The organism is Gemmatimonadales bacterium (assembly GCA_041390145.1).
GTDB lineage: Bacteria > Gemmatimonadota > Gemmatimonadetes > Gemmatimonadales > GWC2-71-9 > SPDF01.
Genome location: JAWKQM010000007.1, coordinates 16,589 through 33,685 on the forward strand (window position 1 = coordinate 16,589; position 17,097 = coordinate 33,685).

The window sequence follows — 17,097 nt, forward strand, 5'->3', positions numbered from 1 at the left end:
GGTGCGGGGAATCGCACGAAAGTTAGCTTATCCGACGAACTCCGCCACGACCCGCTCCGGGATCAGGCCCGCCTCGAAGGCCCGGTCGAGGAGGAGCTGCACCGCCTCGCGCCCGCGGGGGCCGTAGTCCACCGTCCAGTCGTTGACGTACATGCCGACGAAGGTGTCGGTGCGCTCGTCGCCGATGCCGCGATTGTACTGCTTGGCATGCTCGAGCGCGGGCCGCCGGTGGGCAAGGGCGTATTCGATGCTCATCCGGAGGTCGCGCGCCACCTGGGCCGTGACCTCGGCGCCGAGATCGCGCCGCACCACGTTGCCCCCGAGCGGGAGGGGGAGCCCGGTCTCCCGGCCCCACCAGGCACCGAGATCCTCCCAGAGCTGGAGGCCGTCGTCGACGTACGTGAGCTGCCCCTCGTGGATCAGCAAACCGACGTCCACGTCACCCCGGTGGACGGCGTCCTCGATCTGGTCGAAGGGGATGATGACCTCCGTCACGTCGGGCTGATAGAGCCGGAGGGCCAGGGCCGCGGTGGTCATGGTGCCGGGAATCCCAACGCGGAGTCCGCGCAGCGCCTCCCGGGGATCGGCCGGCGCCGGGGACTTGCTCACCAGCCGTGGACCGTAGCCGTCGCCCATCGAGGACCCGCTGGCCAGCAGGGCGTAGGTCTGGTGGAGGTAGGCGTACGCGTGGATCGAGACGGCCGAGACTTCGAGTTCGGCCTTCAGGGCGCGGCGGTTGAGCGACTCGATATCCGAGAGTTCGTGTTCGTACCGCAGGTCGCCGGTGTCGAGCTTCCCTTCGGCGAGGGCGTAGAACATGAAGGCGTCGTCGGAATCGGGGCTATGGGCGACGTGAATGGTCCGGGTCACTGAGTCTCCGCTGCCTGCTGGACTTCGGCGAGCAGTTGTTGATGTTCGACATATTCCGGTCGGTCGGTGCGGGCCAGTTCGCTTGGGGCCAGCTCCCGAAACCGGTCGAGCGCCTGCCGGTACGCCGTGGTGTCGCCCTCCAGCCGCGCGAGGGCGCCGTCGAGGACGGGGCCGAAGAGGTGGCTGGGGTCGCGCGCCTCCAGCGTGTCGGCCAGCGCGTGGGCGCCTGCAAAGTTTCCGATCTGGATGGCAATCAACCCCGCGTGAAACCGGGTGTCGGCGTCCACCGAGTCGAGCTCCGCGTAGGCCGCCACGGCCAGCGGCGAGAGCGCCGCCACTGTGCTGCTGTCCCAGGCCGTGCCCGCCCGCATGAGCCGGTCGAAGAGCACGGCAAACCGCTCCGAGGGCCCCATGCCGCGAAGGTCCGGGAGCGGGACCGTGCCGGGCGCCACGTTGCCGGCGTTGGCCATGTCGGGCGTGATGATCGCGGGTTTGCTGCGCACCACGCCGAGCACGACTCCCCCGACCGCGGCGGCGGCCACCAGCCACGCGATGACCCACGTCTTCCGGTCCTGCGGGCGGTGTCCGCCCCCCGGCATGACCGCCCCGCACTGAGGGCAGAAGGCCCCCTCGGCACGGGTGCCGCACCGCGGGCAGGATCGGGTCGGTGCCATGGTGGCCCCAATCTAACCGGGACAGCCGGGGAGGGGCACCGCGCGGGCGCTGGCGTCTGCTGGCGGAAGTCGTTACCGTGAGGGCATCTTGGAGGGGACCATGGGACAGTCGCAGCAACCTGTGCAGGCGTCGGTGCCCGACGCGCCGCTGGCCCGCCACCTCGGCGATCTCGGCCGCGCCGATGAACGGTGGCAGGTCTTTCTGGAGACCCGGCCGCAGGGTCAGACGGTGGCGGGGCGGGTGCATTTCCTCCAGGATGGCCAGACCCGCAGCTCGGCCTGGATTCTCCTCGAATGGAGTGAGCAGGACGTCCTCCATCGCTTCAACGAGTTCAGCGCCGTGGAGCTCTGGCGCCTGCTGGAGAGCCTCGGGTAGCGTTCGTTCCGCTTCCGGGGCGGGGCCCCCTCACACCCGATCGAGTTCCCGGAGTCACTTCTGGCCCGCCGCCTCACCCTCGTTTTCGCTCTGCTCCTCGTGCCCTCGATCGCGGTCGCCCAGGCGACGGGCGATTCGACACGTGCGCCGGTCATCCGTGGCATCGAACTGAACCGCCAGGAAATCTTTGATTCCGCAGAGGCCACGCACTGGAGCCAGCGCCTGGTCAACAGCCTGCACGTCCGGACGCTGCCACAGGTCATCCGGCGGGAGTTGCTCTTCGAGGTGGGCGACCGGTATGACTCCGTGGCCGTGGCGGAGTCGGCCCGCAATCTCCGCGCACTCGGCGTCTTCCGCGACGTGCAGATCGATTCGGTCCCGACCGACAGCGGCGTGGTGATGCGGGTGGCAACCCGCGACGCCTGGACCACGCGGTTCGGGGGGAAGTTGCGGACGACCGGGAGCCAGGTGTCGATCGGGGTCGCCTTCTCCGAGGGCAATTTTCTCGGGACCGCCTCCCAGGTGGGGGTCTCGCTGTCCTCGGATCCGGTGCGCACCACCTTCGCGCTCGAGGCGTGGCAGCCACGGTTCCTTGGCAGCAGCGTCGGCGTGGGCGGTCGCTGGGAGAACCGCTCGGACGGCGATGTCCTCTATGCGCTTGTCGACCGGCCCTTCTATTCCATCCACGATCCACGCGGGTTTCAGCTCAACGGCGAGTACCGGAACGAGACGGTCGACCAGTACCTCGATGGCAGCGACGTGCCCGTCGACTCGGTACGGCATCTCCTGGGTGCATTTCGTGGGAGCATCGGGTGGTCGCTCCGCCGGAAGGATCGTGGATATGTCCGCGGCGGTTTGCTGGCCCAGGTGATGCGCAACGACTACGCCCCCACCTACGACACCCTGCCGATTCCCAGGACCGTCAATGCAGCAGTCGGGGGCTACCTCGGGTGGTCCCGGGCGCGGTATGTGGCACGGACCGGATTCCAGACCTTCTCGCTGACCGAGGACATCGATCTCAGCACGACGCTGACGGTGGGCGCGTATGCGGCGCCGACGTTTCTGGGCTACGACAGCGCCGGCGTCGGGCTCTTTGCCGCCTTCCGCACCGGCGGCACCTTCAAGAACGGCTTCTTCCTGGTCGACGGGATTTCCGACGGGCTGATCACGGCGGCGCGCGTCGATTCGGGCGGTACGATCCTGAATACCACGGTGGCCTGGAATCCCGATTCGAACTCGCTTCTCGTCCTGCACTGGAGCGGAGGCGTGCTGACCCGCCCCGCCCCCGGTTACGAGTTCGACCTGGGATTGACGAGCGGTCCCCGCGCGTTCGGGGTGCACAGCTTCACCGGGAACCAGGCGTTCTTCACGACGGCGGAGGCGCGACGGCTGCTGTGGCCGAGCCTGTTCGGAGTCATGAGTCTCGGTGTGGCGGCGTACGTGGACTATGGCGGCGCCTGGTGGAGCACCAGCCCGATGCGCACCGGTACCGACGTGGGCGTCGGGCTGCGCATCGGTCAGTCGCGGTCGTCACGGGGCATCATTTCCCGGGTGGACCTCTCCTGGCGCTTCGCGAACGATGCGGTGGGGGCGGGGTGGGTCGTCTCGCTCGGGCGCGGATTTGCCTTCAGCCTCAACGCCCAGCGCCCCACCTACTGACGCTGTCGCGCCGCCGTCCGGCCGCCTACCTTTCGGCATCCCCGACCTTCCTGGAGTACCCATGACGGAACCCGCGCCGGCGCCTTCCCACCGCGGTCTGAAGCGCAAGACCAAGCTGGTCCTCGTCGGGATCCTGCTTGCCCCGATCGCGCTGTTCGCGCTCTACACCTGGAGCACGCTGACCTGGAGCTATTCCGAGGGGGAGCGGGCCGGGATCCTGCAGAAGTTTTCGCAGAAGGGATGGATCTGCAAGACGTACGAGGGGGAGCTCGCCATGACCTCGGTGCCCGGCGTCATGCCGATCATCTGGGACTTCAGCGTGCGGGACGACGCCGTGGCGAAGCAGATGCGCGATGCGATCGGCAAGCACGTGGCGTTGCACTACACCGAGCACCGCGGCGTGCCCGGCACCTGCTTCGCCGAGACGAACTACTTCGTGGACAGCGTCACGGTGCGGTGAGGGGGGAGGGGTCGGGCGAGCACCAGGATCCGCCCGTACTGGCCCAGCACCGCGAGCACCCCCGCCAGGAACAGTGACCCGCCGGCCAGGACAAGCGGTCGATGGCCCGCCATCGTCCCGCCGGCGAGCCCCCAGACGCCGAGCGCCAGCAGGGCGAGCGAGAGCCGCACCATGGCGGTGGAGGTGAGGTCCTCCTGTGTCGGGGCGCCGGCCTGCGCCGCGCGCGGGCCGAAGAGGTTCATCCACGCGAGGAACGGCAGGATCTTGTAGAGCACACCCACCACCAGCAGCACCAGCCATCCCACGATCGCGAGCAGGCCGTAGGTCGTCCAACTCCGCATGCTGGCGTTTCCCGCCAGGATCGTGGCGCCCAGCACCACCGCCATCGCAAAGTGCACCACGCCGAGGGCCACGTGCGCCATCGCCGGGTCCATCGGCCGCCGCTCGGCGTAGCGGAAGTACAGTCCCAGCTGCAGCAGGTAGAGGAGGGCGCTGCCCAGCACCAGCACGCCGCCACTCGTGGTCGCCGTTGGCCAACCGCCGAGGGCGCCGATGGTCAGGATGGCGAGCCCTGCCAGCCCCACGGGGCCGATCCACCGCAGCGGCCAGGTGGGCGCGCGCGCGGCCAGGAGGAACATCGGGAGCATCCAGCTGCCGACGCCCACCGCGGTGAAGACCACGAAACCGAAGACGGCCAGGTGAAAGTGGCTGGTGATGACGGCCATCCGGTTGGCCGACCACCAGCCGAGGCTGTTGCCGATCCGGGCCAGGGCCACCAGCATCGCGGTGCCGAGGGCAATGTGTCCCGCGCTGACGTAGCGCCCGACGAGGAGGCCGCGGGGTGCCTTGCGGCGCTGGGGGAGGAGGTTCCAGCTGGAGCCGAAGACGCCCCCGAACAGGAGTACCCAGCCGACGCCCAGGAGGGCGGGGCGCCAGAACCAGAAGCCGGTCACCAGCGCGAGCGTGCCGGCGGTGTGCAGGATCCAGGTCCAGTGCGCCACGCGCACGCTGCGAATCTCGATGCCCAGCGCGCCGGGAAAGAATTGGTTGAGTGCGCCGTAGATGGTGGTGGTCAGGACGCCAAGGGTGAAGACGTGGGTGACGGCGAGGAGGTGTGGGGCCAGGAAGTTGCCGGCCGCGAGATCGCCCGCGCCGGCCACCAGGCCCGCCGCGCCAACAAGCAGCCAGAGGAGGGCGGTGGCGAAGTGCTCGGCGGTGAGCCAGAACGGCGGCGGATGCGCCGGTCCGGCGATCGGGAGGCGGCGGCCGGCGGGTGCGGGTGTCATGTCGCCAATACTAATTCCCCTCGCAGACCGCCGCCGTGTAAGGGAAGCTGATCACCCGCTCTCCGCCGCTTCCGGGGCCCGCGATCTCCGCATGCAGCCCGAATGGTCCGGCGCGCCGGTAGGCAATGCGGGTCGGGAAGTCGTGGGTGGGATTGGAGAAGGTGATGCTGCTGTCCGTGTGCTGGGACATGGTGAAGGTCGCGACGGACTGTCCAGACGGATCGGCGGTATAGCGCAGCGAGTCTCCCTGACCGGTAATCTGTACGACTTCCGAATTGACGACCTGTCCGTTCCGCAGTGTGCGGCCCCGTCCCGAGAGTGAGCCGTCAGGCGCGACAGTCCACCGTTCCTCGATGGTCACGCCACTGCGCGTGGTGGTCCAGCAGCCGATCAGCCAGGGGAGCGCGGCCTCAGGGGTCCCCGGCGTGAGCCGCGCCGTGAATTCGGCGGGTTCGAAGTCGACGAGGCCGAGGTAGATCAACGCCACGAACTGGTCCATCCGGCGCTGGCTGCCGAGTTGCGGCTGCCAGGCGTTGGCGGGTTGGCGCGCCTGTGCCTGCTCCGCGGTAGCACCGGCTCTCACCTCCGTGGCGACACCGCTGCTCACGCCCAGGAGCATCTCGCGGTAGGCCAGCAGCTCGGCGCGGGTGCCAACCGGGCCGTGGCCGGGAACGATGCGGGTGGCGCTGTCACTGTGCTCGAGCGCCCAGTCCACGCCGGCGAGCATCCCTTCCAGCCGGCCCCCCGCCCACCAGTCCATGAAGGGGGGCGCCAGGTGCTCGAAGAGGTCCCCGATGTGGATGACGTTGGCGTCGGGAAGCCACACGATGGCATCGCCGTCGGTGTGGGCGGCGGGTATGTGGGTGACGAGGACGCGCTGGCCGTTGACCCGGAGCGAGAGGGTATCGCGAAAGGTGCGGGTCGGCATCGCGGCGGGCTCGGCGGGGGTGCGGTGCCAGTCGCCCCAGGCGGCGATGGTGGTGTCCTTGGCCATCTGCACCGGGAGCTGTTCCTGCCCGATGATCTCGGCGCCGCGGCTGCGGAAGAGCGCGTTGCCTTCGGTGTGATCGCCGTGGTAGTGGGTGTTGATGACCCAGCGGACCGGCGGGGCGCCGAGGCTGGTGAGCACCGAGTCGGCGAGCCCCACCCGGCGGGCGCTCTGGGCGTCCACCAGCAGGGTGCCGTCGGGACCGGTCAGGACCAGGATATTGCCGTTGGCGAAACCGGAGATGACCGCGAGATCGGGGCCGAGCCGTTCGGCGCGCATGACCATCACGTCCTGCTGGGCTGAGGCGGGACTGGTCAGTAAGACGAGCAAGTAGAAGGCGCCGATGGGGGTGCCACGTGTCATCTGTGGGCTCGATGGTTGGGATTGCAGGCCGTACGGACAATGCCCGCAGGAGGTTCCGCCGGTGGTGCATCAACCTTGAGAAATGGCCTCCGGCTAGCGATGTTAACGCTCCCGGCGCCGTAGCCAAGTGGTAAGGCAGAGGTCTGCAAAACCTCTATTCGCGAGTTCGATTCTCGCCGGCGCCTCTTGCCCCGCAACGACTTAGGCCCTCCAGGTGGAGGGCCTTTGCTTTTGTGCCACGAGGGCGGCCGCACATCCGGGCGTCCTTGAGCGGTTGCTCGGTCGGTTGACTTCCTGTGGCCCGCCCGGGCCACCCATGAATGGGGAACCGTTTCGGGACATGCACCATCCATCCTTGGGTGGGCGTGAGATCTAGGCCTCACGACCGATGGTGGATGCCCACAATCGGACTAGGGTTCAGGCATTCCGGGTCGAGGGGAGAAGGCGCCTCCGATCCGCAGCCACGCCGCCCTCCGCGGCGTGGAGTCGTGCTCGCCATGATCAGGATAGAGGGTGCCATGTTTGTCGGAAACAGGCGTTCGTTGTTGCGCTGGCCACTCGCCGCGGTCGTGCTCGCGTTGAGCGCCTCGTGCGCCATATCGCGCCAGCAGGAACTGCAGATGGGCGCGGACTACTCCACCCAGATCGCCGAGCAGTTGCCGCTTCTTACAGATCCGCAGGTGGTTCGCTACATCACGGAGCTGGGGAATTCTCTGGCCAAGGTCACGGACACCCAGGGCCTGGCGTGGCATTTTACCGTGGTGGACAGCCGAGAGATCAATGCCTTCGCCGTCCCGGGAGGGTGGGTGTATGTGAACCGCGGCCTGATCGAGAAGGCACAGAACATGAGCGAGTTGGCCGGTGTGCTTGCCCACGAGATCGGGCACGTTACCCAGAGGCACAGCGTCCAGCAGATGCAACAGGCCCAGGGCGCGGACGCCAGCCTGATACTCCTCTGCACCCTCACTAGCGTTTGTGACAGCGGGGCCGGGCAGGCGGCCATCAACGTGGGGGGGAGCGCACTCTTCGCGAAGTTCAGCCGCAGCGATGAGGCGGAGGCCGACTCGGATGCCGTTAGGACGACCGTCAAGGCCGGCATTTCACCGAACGGGATCCCGGAGATGTTCCGCATCCTGCTCAACGAACGCCAATCCAATCCGACCGCGGTGGACGCGTTCTTCGCGACCCACCCGATCGCCGAGGATCGGATCACAGCTACGCAGGCCCTGATCGACACCTATCCGCCGAGCCAATTGCGGGGATTGGTCACGGACACTCCCGCATTTCAGGCGTTCCGTCGGCGGCTGCTGTCGCTCCCGCCATCACCCGCGCCCAAGAAGGCTTGACCTCGACTCGTCCGTCGATTCGTCATGGTTCGGCAATAGAGTGTGTGGCGCCTGATATTGCTGGGAGGACGCACGGCGGCTGCCGCGAGCGCCCTCGCAGCTGAGGCCCGATTCCTCAGGCTGCATCCTCGCATTTGCTGGCAGCTGGCTTCTCCAACGCCGGGAGCCCGACAAAGTGAAAGTACAAGTGCGCTGGATATTCGCGATTCTGCTAATGAGCAGTCTCGGCGCATGCGCCACCCTCCAGCAGGCGGCGGCGCTTCGCCAGGTAACTTTTGCGCTGGCAGGGGTCCAGGAAGGCCGATTGGCCGGGGTCGCACTCGACCGCATCGCGTCATACAAGGACCTCACCGTTGTCGATATCGGCCGGCTCACACTGGCGATGGCCCGGAACGACCTGCCCCTTACGTTCCGAGTCGACGTCCAGGCAGACAATCCCGCGGACAACAGAACCGCCGCTACCATGGTTCGCCTCGCTTGGTCGCTCTACCTCGACGACAAGGAGACAATCAGGGGTGTCCTGGACACGAGCTACGTGCTCCCCCCAGGCCAACCCATCGTAATTCCACTGCAAATGCGGCTGAATCTCCTCCAATTCTTTGATGGCCCCGCCGAGACGCTGGTGAACCTCGCTGCAGGACTCGCGGGGCTCAACGCCGATCCGGCCAGGATCGTGCTTCGCGCGGTCCCGTCCATCGACACACCCTTGGGACCGATTTCGTATCCGTCGCCGATCACGATCGTAAGCCGAACGGTGGGCGCAGCAAGTACGCCATAGGTCGGGTTTAAGGCAGCCGCCCGGCCCGGCCCGGTACCGATGCCTGGGATGTGGCCGAACCAGCGCATGCAGCTGACGAGGGCGCTGTTGCGGCGACAGCTGCGGCGCCGCCACTCCACCTCTTCAACTTCCTGCCGTAAACCTGCCGTAGTTCTGGCGGGAGTGAGTGCAAGCAGTCGCCATGACGGGGGAATTGCCAAAGCGATCAGCGAGAACCACCCATTCGGTCAACCGCTATAGTCAGAGGTCTTCGCAGAATCCGCGTGATGCAAAGCAAAGCGGGGCGGGGGAACTGCAACACCTCTATTCGCGAGTTCGATTCTCGCCGGCGCCACTTGCCCCGCAACGACTGAGGCCCTCCAGGTGGAGGGCCTTTGGCGTGAGCGATTCTGGCAGCGGTGGTCTGTGGTCCCCGGAGTCGGCTGCTGTCCTGTTACCTCGAAGCCGAGTCGCCCCCGACGAGCGCCACCGGTGATGGCCCGCCGAAATGATAGGCAAGCCCGAAGAGCGATGCGATTCCCACGCCGACCGTCAGGTTCATCGTGGCGTCTCCCAAGCCTGCGCCGTAGAAGCGCACCAGCGCGTAGCTGTGCAGCGCGTTCCCGAGAAGGAGGGCCCCGCCGGTGATCGGGAGGAGGAAACGCCCCCGGAGCGGATGCCGGACAGCCCAAAGCAGCAGGGCGGCCCAGGATAGTTCCAGCGTGATGCCCGACACAAGCACCTCACGCACCACGGCATCGATGCTTGCATCGGCGAATCGGGCCAGGAGGTGGGCGCCGTAGGCGCCGTTGATCACGGCACCCACGAGCGCCATGCTTGCCACGAGAGTGGATCGGGCGGTCTCGCTACGCATCAGACGGCCTCCGCCAACGGTCGCGACACGAGCATCTCGTCTCCCGTACGGATGGCCCGCCGGTCCGCCAGAAGGATTCCGAATGCGACGAGGGTCAGCACACCGGTCTCGATGCACTTCGTCGTCTGCGTCATCGCCAGCGCTTCCTGCGAGATGTTCACGATAAAGTGAAAGACGATCGTGGCGATTACGCTCCGCCCGTTCTTCATGCAAATCCAGCTGATGATGATCCCCATCGGGATGATGCTGACGAAAAAGTTGATGGCGTACCAGATGTTCTCCTGCAGGAGGCCGTACTGGTACGAGTCCTTCACGAACACCAGGGGAAGGTGCCACAGTGACCAGAGCACGCCGAAGATGAGCGAGGCACGCACGAACCCGAACCGGCTTTCCAGGCTGTCGAAGGCATACCCACGCCACCCGAGCTCCTCGAGCCCGGCGGCAAGCAGGAGCGTGACCAGCACCGGCACGGCTCCCGTGGAGAACGAGAAGCCCTCAGCGAGCGCAAACTGGTCCGTTGAACCGCCGCCGGCCACCGACAACGCGATCGAGAGGAGCACGGCAACAGGCATCACGAAGAGAAAGACCGGGAGGGACTTGCGATCGAAGCGTCTCGGGTTGTACAGGCGGTCCAGGTATTCCCGCTTCAGCGTCCGGTCCCCGGACGTGAACAGCATGGCCGAGGACACGATGAACGGTGCCAGGAGGCCGAAGAGCATGAGCGGCATGTATAGTGCCGGCGCGTTGAAGCTGGCCCAGGCCCCAAGAATCCAGAGGATGTAGGTGGCGAGAAAGGTCACCGCGAAGTAGCGGCCCGGTCGGTAGGAAAAGGTGGTCGTCATTGCGTTCGTCTCGTCGGTTTATGCGCAGGCCTCCGTGGGAGGCCGTCGCCTGGATGTCTGATTCTTCCTCAGAGGAAGGTGATTGAGCCCGGCTCGGCCCCAAGAACCCGCTCCACCATGGACGGGATGGCTCCAGCTCGCCGCAGCAGGGCCTCGTTCTCCCACGGGTAGACGCCCTGATCTGTGAGGAACTGGATCCCGGCCAGGAGCAACTCGGCTGCCTCGAGCGGATGCTCCGTGTGGAAGACTCCCTCCTTACATCCCTGGGCCACGAGATCGGCGACCACAGGGGCAAGCCGGAGCACCAGGACGGCGAGGAGCCGCGTATGCAGTTTGACATTACCGGGCTTGTGAAGGCTCTCCATGGCGCTCGTCTCGCTTCCGGAGCGCTGTTCGGGCGAGAAGAGCAGGGCCAGTCGAGCGAGAGCATCGCCCCCGGCATTGGCCAGCTCGGCTTCCCGGCGCCGCACATACCCCTCCGCGAGCTCGTCAACCACCGCCTCCATGAGGTGCTCCTTCGAGGAGAAATAGTGGTAGATCGTCCCCTTCGCGATTCCCAGCGCTTCCATGACCTGACCGGTCGTGGTCTTGTCGTAGGTCTGGCTGAGGAATAGCTCGGTCGCCGCCTCGATGATCTCGTGACGTCGGACGTCCGGCTTCTTGACGGTTCGCATGGGTGTCGGGCTCTTGCGGCTAGAGTCGATAGAGGAGCTGGAGAACAATGTCGTGCGAGCGCGCAGCCTGAGTGAACGGGCTCTTGCGTGCGTCGCCGAGCAGCCAGGTTTCCGCCGCCAGGAACGAGAAATCCATTCTCTGGGTGAGACGGTAGTTTAGCTGGACGCCGACCTGGGTGTCGTGGAAGCCGCTCCCGGCCGCGAACGCCGGCAACGACGGGGTGTCACGCTCCACGGTATACCACGCGCTCGCGAAACCCCCGCTCATGTATGCTAGCTGGAACTTCCCCGAGAAGCTGAGCCGATCGGTGACGGGGAGGCCCGTCATGTAGACCAGGGAGTACTGCATCCCATGGTGGACTTGCTTGGGACTGCCGGCCTCGGCAGGTGTGACGGTCGTCGGGTAGTAGCCGACCGTCGCCCCCAAGATCCCCACTCGGGTCGGCAGCGCCAGCATGGCAACCGCCGACGCCGGCGTGGACGCGTTCGAAGAGTATTGCAGGAAACTCTGCGCCTGCGCGCTGTGCTCCTGGCGAATTCCGAGTACGGAATAGCCGTCACGCGCGCGGCGTCGGCCAGGTGCGACGGCCAGGCTCCAGAGCAAGCCAGTCGAGGGCTGAAAGTATGACATCCCGAGTCCGTTGAGCATCGAGGCCGAGAAGGAAAGCGTGCCCCTCGTGTACGATGCTTCGAAGACGGGGAACGGCATGACGTAGCGTTCCCTGGCGCCGGGATAGATGCTTGTGGACGCGACGCCTACCCCCACTGCCACGGTCCAATTCGGAGGTGGCGCTGCATTCTGCGCGCTGGCCGCTGAGGCGGTACACGCCAGCATGAGCAGGACCTTCTGGCCAGTCTCCAGGAGATACCGCCGTCCGTGGGCCCTTTCAGTCATCGTCATGGTGTACTCCCTGTCTCCATCTGGCGGGCATGCGAACCGAATGAGGGGGCCGGTTCCCCTGGTTCTGCAGCCCAATGAGGCATGTAGTCCGGCGTTGGCGATTTCAACATAACAATTGACCGACCGTCGGTCAATAGCTGATCCCACTCCATTTTGAGAACCGCTGCCCCACCAGAGGGTTCCTTGGGATCGGCCGAATATGGGACCTAGGGGAAGGTGGCTGTGGCTAGCCCTGTGGTGTTGCAGTTACTGGATACCCCGCAACGACTTAGGCCCTCCAGGTGGAGGGCCTTTTCGATCGGCAGATGGTATCGGTTGTGGCCGTTTGCTCGCCGGATTTGGGGCTGCCCAAGGTACTGCCCTCCCCAAGTGCGGGCTCGCTGTCTTTCCCTCGTCGGCAGCAACCCATACCTTGGGCAGGACCACTTCGCTCCGAGGTGGGAGGCGCGGCGCCACACCGGCGTCGCGATCTTTGTTGACCTTGAACGGGCCGGCCCAGCGGCCAAGTGCTTTGTTTCCGAACGCTTCGGGTACACCTACTGGTTTTTCCCGCAAAGCTGATCCGCGGCGTTGACAACTGCCCTCGTGACTGATCGGCCTGGTCGTTTGGCAGGTGCGATTCAACAGGCTGGGATTTCACATCCCGCGCTGATCACATACCGTTCGGTGCCCTCGAGGGAGGTCGGTACCTCATGCTGCTGCTGTTCATCGCGCTGTTCGGGCTGCTCGTTCCCAATGGTCTGTTCGTCTACTGGCTCATCTACGAGTTCGACGGATTCCGGCCGATCCTGGAGAACAAATTGGCACTGAGCTTCATGCTTGATGTCACCCTCGCACTGGTCCTCCTGACCGCGCACTTCGCTCGCCATCCGATTGGCCGGGTGAAGTGGCCCTGGTTCGTTGCGCTGTCGCTCCTCGGGGGATTTGGCTTTAGCTTGCCGATGTATGTCTGGTTGAACCAGCGGGCTCCGAAGAGGGCCACCTGAGGGAGTCGTCCCGCCCGCTCGGTCTGCCGTCCGGCGCCGAGCGGGCGTGGCGCCGGGCCCTGACGGTGGCGCTCGCGTTGTATACCGTCTGGTACCTCCGCTCGCCCGACCAGTACCACTTCCTCGACGCACTCGACCTGCCGATCCACGAGACCGGCCACCTGGTGTTCGCCTGGGGCGGCGACATCCTCACCGCGCTCGGCGGCACCCTGCTGCAGCTGATCATGCCGCTGGCCTTCGTCGTCTACTTCTGGCGCCGCGGCGACCGGCACGCCGCCAGCGTCCCGCTCTGGTGGACGGGACAGAACTGCTGGAACATCGCGCGCTATGTGGCCGATGCCCGGGCCATGGAGCTGCCACTGGTGGGCGGTGGGGAACACGACTGGAACTACCTGCTCAGCGAATGGGGCGTGCTCGGGCGCGATACCCTGATTGCCCGCGACATCCGGTTTCTCGGCACGGTGCTCGCGATCGCCGCCATCTGGATCGGCTGGCAGGCGCTGAAGACGCCGGATGCCGAGGCGGCTCAATCGCCTGCCGCATCAGCGGCACCATGACCGCCATGCCGTTCCGGCTTCCCTCCACCGCGCCCCGCGCACCCCTGACCCGCTTCGCTCCGGCGCCGACCGGATATCTGCATCTCGGCCACGTCGCGAGCGCCGTCTGGGTCTGGGGCGTCGCCCGCGCCCTCGGCGGACGCGTCCTCCTGCGCGTCGAAGACCACGACCGGAGCCGCTCCCGCCCCGAGTATGAGGAGGCACTCCTCGACGATCTGGAATGGCTCGGCCTCGAGCCCGACCTCGGACTCCCTGCCGCCTACCGCGCCGGCCAGTGCGAATACCGCCAGAGCGAGCGCGGAGCCCTCTACGACCGCGAGCTTCAGCGCCTCTCCACCGCCGGCCTCCTCTTCGCCTGCGACTGTTCTCGCCGGAGGCTGCGCGAGTCGGGCCTCGACCTCCCGAACGTCGAGACCCCCTACGACCGCCGCTGCCGCCATCGGGGGCTGGCTATCCAGCCCGGTCACGGGGTGCGCGTCCTGATGGAGCACGGCACCGAGCGCTTCACCGATCTCCGCCTGGGTGAGCAGGAGCAGGAGCCGGCCGAGCAGTGCGGCGACCTGCTGGTCCGCGACCGCCTCGGCCAGTGGACCTACCAGTTTGCCGTGACGGTGGACGACTGGCGGCAGGAGGTCGACCTCGTCGTCCGCGGTGCCGATCTCCTGGCGTCCACCGGACGGCAGATTCGACTCGCCCGGCTCCTGAGGCGGGAGTCGCCGCCGGCCTTCCTGCATCATCCCCTCATCCTGGCGCCAACCGGCGCCAAGCTCAGCAAGGCCAACCGCGACACCGGCGTCCGCGACCTGCGGGCCGCCGGAATGTCGGCCGCCGAGGTGCTCGGTGCCGCGGCCCACGCCACAGGACTCCTCTCCGCCAGCTCGACGCTCGTTGCCTCCGATCTCGGCGGCCTCTTCCTGACTTCCTGAGGGCTGCGCCTGCCCTCCTGCGCCGATGCCAAGCTGTGCCTGAGGGAGGTGTTAAGATTCCTGAAGTCCCCGCGGGATGGGGGCACCATGCACAGCGTGCCAACCCGGCGCTCGCGATCGCACGCAGGGCGCCCAGTGACGAGGATAGCAGCATGATCAACGTGATGGACGGTACCCACCGGCGCGGCGCGGCGCTCGGCCTGCTGCTGGCGGCAGCGGTGGGGGCCACGGGACACGCCCAGGGCGAGTTCTGGCCCAGGGAGATTCCCGCCAAGAATGTGACCGTCGTGATCTATCAACCGCAGGTGGACTCGCTGCGGGGCAACCAGCTCTACAGCCGCGCGGCCATGGCCCTGGAGCAGAAGGGCAAGGAGCCGATCTTCGGGATGTTCTGGTCGGTCGCGACGATCTCCACGGACCGTGACACGCGGGTGGCGGAGATCACCGGGCTGAAGGTGACGGAGGTGCGCTGGCCCGACGCCACGGCCGACCAGCAGAAGAAGTTCAGCGACCTGGTCGAGCAGGAGGTCCCCAAGTGGGACATGCCGATCTCCATGGAACAGCTCAATGCCTCGCTCGCCGCGTCGGAGCAGCAGATCAAGCTGGCCACCGACCTCCGCTCGACACCACCGGAGATCCTCGTCTCCGAGGTACCGGCCGTGCTGGTCGTCTTCGAGGGCGAGCCCATCCTCCGGAAGATCGACGGGACGAGTTATGAGCGGGCGGTCAACACGCCGTTCGCCGTCATCTCCGACCCGGCGAAGAAGACGTTCTACCTGAGCAACGGATGGGACTGGTACGCCGCCCCGTCGATCGTGAAGGGTCCCTGGACCTACACCACGAACGTTCCCGCCGACATCAGGAAGATGGTGCCGCCGGACTCGAGCACCGACGAGCCGGAGGATCCGAAGAGCATCAAGATTCTCGTGGCGACCAAGCCGACCGAGCTGCTCACCTTCGGCGGCACGCCCGCGTGGACGCCAATCTCCGGCACCGATATCCTCTACGCAAAGAACACCGAGACGCCGGTGCTCCGCCTCCTGAGCTCGCAGGACATCTACACCCTGATTTCGGGTCGCTGGTTCCGGGCCCGGTCCTTCAAGGGACCCTGGGAGTGGGTCGATCCGGAGAAGCTGCCGGCCGACTTCGCCCAGATCCCGAAGACATCGCCGGTCAGCGACGTGCTCGCGAGCGTGCCGGGGACGCCGGAGGCGGAGGACGCGCTGCGTGACGCCCAGATGCCGCAGACCGCGGTCATCAACCGAAGCGACGCCAAGCTCACGGTGCAGTACGATGGTGAGCCGAAGTTCGTGGACATCCCCGGGACCTCGGTGAAGTATGCCGAGAACACCGCCACCCAGGTGCTGCTCATCGACAAGCGGTACTACGCCGTGGACAACGCGGTCTGGTTCACCTCGGCGAGCGCCAAGGGCCCGTGGGTGGTGGCGGACTCCGTTCCCGCCGCCGTGAAGACGATCCCGCCCAGCAGCCCGGTCTACAACGTCCAGTACGTGCAGATCTACCAGAGCACGCCGCAGGTCGTCTATGTCGGGTACACGCCGGGGTACATCGGCTTCTACCCGTACTACGGCACGGTGGTGTACGGCACCGGCTACTACTATCCACCCTACGTCAGCCCCGTGGTCTACTACCCCCGGCCGGTCACCTACGGCATGCATGTCACCTACAACCCCTACACGGGTTGGGGATTCGGGGTGACGGCCAGCAACGGGTTCATGACGGTGGGGGTGCACTTCGGCTCGTCGTACTATCGCGGGCCCTGCTGCTACGGTGGCGGGTGGTACGGGTACGGTGGCTACCGGCCGCCGCCTCCCTACTACCGTCCCCCGGGGTATGGCTACCCGCCCTATCGTCCGCCCGGGTACCGGCCACCTCCGCCGGCGTACCGGCCGCCCGCCTATCGCCCGCCGCCGCCGGGCGCCCGGCCCACGCCGTACGCGGGGACCCGGCCGGCCAACCTCTACAATGACGCGGGCAACCGTGGCAGGGTATCCACGCAGCCGTCCACCCTCCCGACGAACCGGCCCAACGCCGCGCCGACCGCGAGCACCCGGCAGAACAACGTCTACGCGGACAAGTCGGGGAATGTGTACCGCCAGAACAGCAACGGCACGTTCGACCAGCGGCAGGGGAACGACTGGAAGCCGTCCGCCAGCACCGGCGGCGCGACGCCAAGCCAGCGGCCAACGACCGGCGCGCAACCCCCCAGCCAGCGGCCACCCACGGCGTCTACGATGCCGTCGCAGCGTCCGAGTACCGCCACGCCGAGCACGCGGCCCAGCACGTCGCAGCAACTCAATCGCGACGCGCAGGCTCGGCAGCGCGGTGCGCAGAACAGCCGTCCGATGCCGCAGCGGAGCGCCCCGGCGCGGTCCAGTGGAGGCACTCGGCGGCGGTAGCGCGGTTTGCAGTGAAATAGCGAAGGGGCGCATCGAGATGCGCCCCTTTGTGATTCCGCTATCTTCCTGCCCCGCTGCCCCGCTGCCCCGCTGCCCCGCTGCCCCGCTGCCCCGCTGCCCCGCTGCCCCGCTGCCCCG

The 17,097-nt window shown here is 67.0% G+C and carries 17 protein-coding genes and 1 tRNA gene; 10 read left to right on the plus strand and 8 right to left on the minus strand.

The genetic code is table 11. From position 1 onward, the window contains the following. Positions 1–27: 27 nt before the first annotated feature. Together R2910_07470 and R2910_07475 are read right to left on the minus strand one after the other, a co-directional pair. Complete coding sequence (locus R2910_07470; protein MEZ4412803.1) at positions 28–870, minus strand: MqnA/MqnD/SBP family protein; 843 nt, start codon at positions 868–870, stop codon at positions 28–30. Further along, complete coding sequence (locus tag R2910_07475) at positions 867–1,544, minus strand: hypothetical protein (protein ID MEZ4412804.1); 678 nt, start codon at positions 1,542–1,544, stop codon at positions 867–869. Before R2910_07475 ends, R2910_07470 begins: the two co-directional genes overlap by 4 nt. A gap of 100 nt (positions 1,545–1,644) precedes the next feature. On the opposite strand from R2910_07475, the gene R2910_07480 reads away from it, so the two are divergent. The 3 genes from R2910_07480 (at position 1,645) to R2910_07490 (ending at position 4,039) form a co-directional block, all read left to right on the plus strand. Beyond that, on the plus strand, positions 1,645–1,920 hold the full coding sequence (locus tag R2910_07480; protein MEZ4412805.1) for a hypothetical protein: 276 nt from the start codon (positions 1,645–1,647) through the stop codon (positions 1,918–1,920). Positions 1,921–2,019: 99 nt separating this feature from the next. Then, entirely contained in the window at positions 2,020–3,579 is a 1,560-nt protein-coding gene (locus R2910_07485; protein MEZ4412806.1) for a hypothetical protein, read from the plus strand. A 61-nt stretch (positions 3,580–3,640) separates the two neighbouring features. Next, a complete protein-coding gene (locus R2910_07490; protein ID MEZ4412807.1) occupies positions 3,641–4,039 on the plus strand; it encodes a hypothetical protein in 399 nt (132 codons plus the stop codon). On the opposite strand, the gene R2910_07495 is transcribed toward R2910_07490, so the two are convergent. After that, the gene (locus R2910_07495; protein ID MEZ4412808.1) at positions 4,009–5,325 is read right to left on the minus strand and encodes a hypothetical protein; all 1,317 of its coding nucleotides are present in this window, start codon (positions 5,323–5,325) and stop codon (positions 4,009–4,011) included. The two genes, R2910_07490 and R2910_07495, sit on opposite strands and share 31 nt — an antisense overlap. 10 nt (positions 5,326–5,335) lie before the next feature. Next, complete coding sequence (locus R2910_07500; GenBank protein MEZ4412809.1) at positions 5,336–6,676, minus strand: DUF6265 family protein; 1,341 nt, start codon at positions 6,674–6,676, stop codon at positions 5,336–5,338. A gap of 113 nt (positions 6,677–6,789) precedes the next feature. Here R2910_07500 and R2910_07505 point away from each other — a divergent pair. The 3 genes from R2910_07505 to R2910_07515 all read left to right on the plus strand — a co-directional run bounded on the left by R2910_07505 (position 6,790) and on the right by R2910_07515 (position 8,800). Next, positions 6,790–6,861 (plus strand) — tRNA-Cys (locus R2910_07505). Between the two features lie 312 nt (positions 6,862–7,173). Continuing rightward, a complete protein-coding gene (locus R2910_07510) occupies positions 7,174–8,022 on the plus strand; it encodes a M48 family metallopeptidase (protein MEZ4412810.1) in 849 nt (282 codons plus the stop codon). Positions 8,023–8,236: 214 nt separating this feature from the next. Further along, entirely contained in the window at positions 8,237–8,800 is a 564-nt protein-coding gene (locus R2910_07515; protein ID MEZ4412811.1) for a hypothetical protein, read from the plus strand. Positions 8,801–9,233: 433 nt separating this feature from the next. Here R2910_07515 and R2910_07520 read toward each other — a convergent pair whose 3' ends face one another. The 4 genes from R2910_07520 to R2910_07535 form a co-directional block, all read right to left on the minus strand. Then, on the minus strand, positions 9,234–9,653 hold the full coding sequence (locus tag R2910_07520) for a hypothetical protein (GenBank protein MEZ4412812.1): 420 nt from the start codon (positions 9,651–9,653) through the stop codon (positions 9,234–9,236). After that, positions 9,653–10,495 (minus strand): CPBP family intramembrane glutamic endopeptidase, encoded by an 843-nt coding sequence (locus R2910_07525; protein MEZ4412813.1) that lies wholly within the window; start codon positions 10,493–10,495, stop codon positions 9,653–9,655. The genes R2910_07520 and R2910_07525 overlap by 1 nt, the downstream gene beginning before the upstream one ends. Before the next feature lie 68 nt (positions 10,496–10,563). Next, positions 10,564–11,169: a TetR/AcrR family transcriptional regulator gene (locus tag R2910_07530; GenBank protein MEZ4412814.1), complete on the minus strand. Its 606-nt coding sequence runs from the start codon at positions 11,167–11,169 to the stop codon at positions 10,564–10,566. 19 nt (positions 11,170–11,188) lie between these two features. Then, a complete protein-coding gene (locus tag R2910_07535; GenBank protein ID MEZ4412815.1) occupies positions 11,189–12,070 on the minus strand; it encodes a MipA/OmpV family protein in 882 nt (293 codons plus the stop codon). Positions 12,071–12,762: 692 nt separating this feature from the next. On the opposite strand from R2910_07535, the gene R2910_07540 reads away from it, so the two are divergent. The 4 genes from R2910_07540 (at position 12,763) to R2910_07555 (ending at position 16,959) form a co-directional block, all read left to right on the plus strand. After that, complete coding sequence (locus tag R2910_07540) at positions 12,763–13,056, plus strand: DUF2834 domain-containing protein (GenBank protein MEZ4412816.1); 294 nt, start codon at positions 12,763–12,765, stop codon at positions 13,054–13,056. 65 nt (positions 13,057–13,121) lie between these two features. After that, a complete protein-coding gene (locus tag R2910_07545) occupies positions 13,122–13,613 on the plus strand; it encodes a hypothetical protein (GenBank protein ID MEZ4412817.1) in 492 nt (163 codons plus the stop codon). Continuing rightward, entirely contained in the window at positions 13,610–14,539 is a 930-nt protein-coding gene (locus R2910_07550; protein MEZ4412818.1) for a glutamate--tRNA ligase family protein, read from the plus strand. Before R2910_07545 ends, R2910_07550 begins: the two co-directional genes overlap by 4 nt. 152 nt (positions 14,540–14,691) lie before the next feature. Continuing rightward, a complete protein-coding gene (locus R2910_07555; protein ID MEZ4412819.1) occupies positions 14,692–16,959 on the plus strand; it encodes a hypothetical protein in 2,268 nt (755 codons plus the stop codon). The last annotated feature ends 138 nt before the right edge of the window (positions 16,960–17,097 follow it).